At 66.1% G+C, this 395-nt stretch carries 1 protein-coding gene; it reads right to left on the bottom strand.

The window, feature by feature from the left end; translation table 11 throughout:
• Window positions 1–395 (bottom strand): acyl-ACP desaturase (locus WFK95_RS24705; protein WP_336672299.1); only part of this gene is annotated, 395 nt, incomplete at both ends.

Genomic DNA, 395 nt, shown 5'->3' with positions numbered 1-395 from the left:
AGCGAGCGGTCGCGCATCTCCTCGAACTTGACGGCGGCGGCTTCGAGCTCGTCGAGGAAGGCGGCGAGTTCCTCGCGGGTGCGCTCGCCTTCGGCGGTGAAGTCTTCGCGCTCGAAGATCTTCCACTTGCGCAGGACGGGCATGACGACCTCGTCCTTGTGCTGGCGCAGGTCGTAGATGCCGTGCTTGGCCATGAGGACGCCGTTGCGGCGGAAGTCGGGCATGCCGGCGCCGGGCATCTCGAAGTGCTTGATGGTGTCGGTGATGGAGCGGATGGCCTGGTCGGGGACCAGGTCGAGGCCGGCGGCGGAGATGTTGCGGTAGAAGATCATGTGCAGGTTCTCGTCGGCGGCGATGCGCTGGAGCATCTTGTCGGCGATGGGGTCCTGGCAGAC

The organism is Tsukamurella sp. USMM236 (genome assembly GCF_037148755.1).
Classification (GTDB): Bacteria; Actinomycetota; Actinomycetes; order Mycobacteriales; family Mycobacteriaceae; genus Tsukamurella.
The sequence above is the reverse complement of the archived record's forward strand: the minus strand, read 5'-3'. Positions and strand labels throughout refer to the sequence as shown.